The sequence below is a fragment of the Variovorax sp. 20P10.2.4 genome (assembly GCF_058244205.1).
Window position 1 is genome coordinate 1 of record NZ_JBZAYE010000926.1, and the last position, 2200, is coordinate 2200.

A 2200-nucleotide genomic window follows, 5' to 3' on the forward strand; every position below is an offset into this window, starting at 1 on the left:
ACGGCGCAGATCAGGCCGATGAAGACGACGATGGTGAGCAGGCTCTGCGTCATGAAGGCAAACGGAGGAAAAGCCGCCTCAGACCCGGTTGAGCCGGCGCAGCCGCTCGGCCGGCGCGACCACGTCGGTCAGCCGGATGCCGAACTTGTTGTTGACCACCACCACCTCGCCCTGGGCGACGAGGTAGCCGTTGACCAGCACGTCCATCGGTTCGCTCGCGAGCGTGTCGAGCTCCACGATCGACCCCTGGCCCAGCTGCAGGATCTGCTTGATCGGTACCTTCTTGCGGCCCAGCTCCACCGAGAGCTGCACCGGGATGTCGAGCACGCGCTGGATGTCCTGCAGCGGTGCCGCGCCCGAAGCGGCGGCGCCCGCGGGCACTTCCTCGAGCGCCTCGGCCCAGCCGCCGGCCGCGTTGTCTGGGGTGGCTTGATCAGTGGACATGTGAACCTCCAAGCCAGTGCGGGTCGTCGCCGCGCAGGCATTCGTCGATGCGCAAGGCGTAGCGCGCGTTGTGGGTGCCGTAGTGGCAGATGAAGACGGGGGCGCCCTCGACCGAGGCCACCAGTTGCGGCAGGCGGTCGAACTGGATGAAGTCGCCGGGCTTCATGCTCATGAGCTGCGCCACCGTGACCTCGGGATGCGCCAGCTCGGCCACCAGCGTGACCTCGGCGGCCTGGATCTCGCGCGTGAGCATGGTCACCCAGCGCCGGTCCTCGGCCATCTCGCGCGCCTGCTGCGCGCCGTAGAGCACCGAGCGGATCGGCTCCAGCGAGGCGTACGGCAGGCAGACGTGGATGTGGCCCGTGACGCCCGCCACGCTGACCTTGATCAGGTTGACCAGCACCGTGTCGCCGGGCGCGGCCACGTCGACGAACTGCACGTGGGTCTCGGAGCGATCGGGCACCAGCTTGAGCGGGTACACGTCCTGCCAGGCGCTGTTGTAGGCATGGCAGATCGCGCCGAGCGCGCGCTGGATCACGCGCTGCTCGGTCGGCGAGAAGTCGCGGCCCTCGATCGGCGCATGCACCGTGCCCGAGCCGCCGTACAGCGCATCGACCAGCGCCGAGATCAGCGTGGCCTCGCAGACCACCAGCGCGCGGCCGCGCAGCGGCGGCATCGCCACGATGTTGAAGTTGGACGGCAGCGGCAAGGCGCCGAGGAAATCGGAGAAGCGCAGCAGCTGCACCGGCTCGATCGCGATGTCGGCGCTGCGGCTCACGAGCTGGAACAGGCCCTGACGCAGGTTGCGCGCGAAACGGTCGTGCACCACGTCGAGCGTGGGCATGGGGCGGCGCACCAGCCGCTCCTCGCCGGCCGTGATGTCGTAGTCGCGCGCGGCCGCGTCGGCCATGCGCTCGGCGGTGTCGGCGGGCGCCTCCTCGGGCGCGGCCTCGGTGTCCTGTTCGCTGCTGCTCATGGGCGCTTCGGGCTCACTGCACGATGAAGCTGGAGAACAGCACGCCGCGCACCGGGCCGTTCGCGCGCGGCTTGCGCGCACGCGGCGCCTCGTCGTCGACGGCGCGCGCCGCGTCGGGGTTGAGCACGCGCGTCACCTCGATCATCACGTCCTCGGCCAGCTTCTCCTTGCCGTCGCGCTTGAGCAGTTCCTCGGAGGTGCGCTGCGACACCAGCATCAGCATCCGGCTGCGCACCACGGGCATCAGCGTCTTCAGGCGCGCGGCGGTCTTCTCGTCCCGCACGTCGAGCGTCATGCCGATCTGCGCGACGCGCTCGCCGCCCGGGTCGGCCAGGTTCACGATCAGGTTCTCGAGCGCCAGGTAGGTGGCGTCCGCATGCTTGGCATCGGGCTCGGGTTCCGACTCGGCGGCGGCGGCCGGTGCCGCGGCGCCGTTCTTGTTGAGAAAGAACCAGGTACCGCCCGCGGCCGCGCCGCCGGCCAGCAGCACGGCGACGACGATGCCCAGGACGAGCTTCATCCGGCCCTTGGGCGGCGGCGCGGCGGTGGCCGTGGCGGAGTCGGCGGCTTTGGCGGACACGGTGGATTTCCTTGGGGGCACGGACGGCGGCCATCGCCGTCCTAGTGCGGTCGATTATTCGATCGCGAGGGCTGCGGGAAGGGCCGGAAAAAAGGGGGGAAAACCGCTCAGACGTACAGATCGAGCGCGCGCCCCGCCGGCAGCGGCGCCCGCGCAACGGCCGGCGCGGGGGCCGAGGGGGGGGGACGTTTCTTTTGCAC

The 2200-nt window shown here is 70.4% G+C and carries 3 protein-coding genes; all 3 read right to left on the bottom strand.

Annotation, left to right across the window (positions count from 1 at the left end):
* Nucleotides 1–78 precede the first annotated feature (78 nt).
* From fliN to AC27VN_RS39510, 3 genes are read right to left on the bottom strand one after another with little or no spacing between them, the layout of a single operon-like run.
* Complete coding sequence (fliN, locus tag AC27VN_RS39500; protein WP_093341686.1) at nt 79–444, bottom strand: flagellar motor switch protein FliN; 366 nt, start codon at nt 442–444, stop codon at nt 79–81.
* Nucleotides 434–1420 carry a flagellar motor switch protein FliM gene (fliM, locus tag AC27VN_RS39505; protein ID WP_490880218.1) on the bottom strand — a complete coding sequence of 329 codons (987 nt, stop codon included), beginning with the start codon at nt 1418–1420 and terminating at the stop codon, nt 434–436. The genes fliN and fliM overlap by 11 nt, the downstream gene beginning before the upstream one ends.
* A 13-nt stretch (nt 1421–1433) precedes the next feature.
* Entirely contained in the window at nt 1434–2000 is a 567-nt protein-coding gene (locus AC27VN_RS39510; RefSeq protein WP_490880219.1) for a flagellar basal body-associated FliL family protein, read from the bottom strand.
* Nucleotides 2001–2200 lie beyond the last annotated feature (200 nt).

Bases quoted from the DNA above. Each gene is read 5' to 3' on its own strand.
- fliN (WP_093341686.1), bottom strand. From the start codon at position 444: ATGTCCACTGATCAAGCCACCCCAGACAACGCGGCCGGCGGCTGGGCC.
- fliM (WP_490880218.1), bottom strand. From the start codon at position 1,420: ATGAGCAGCAGCGAACAGGACACCGAGGCCGCGCCCGAGGAGGCGCCC.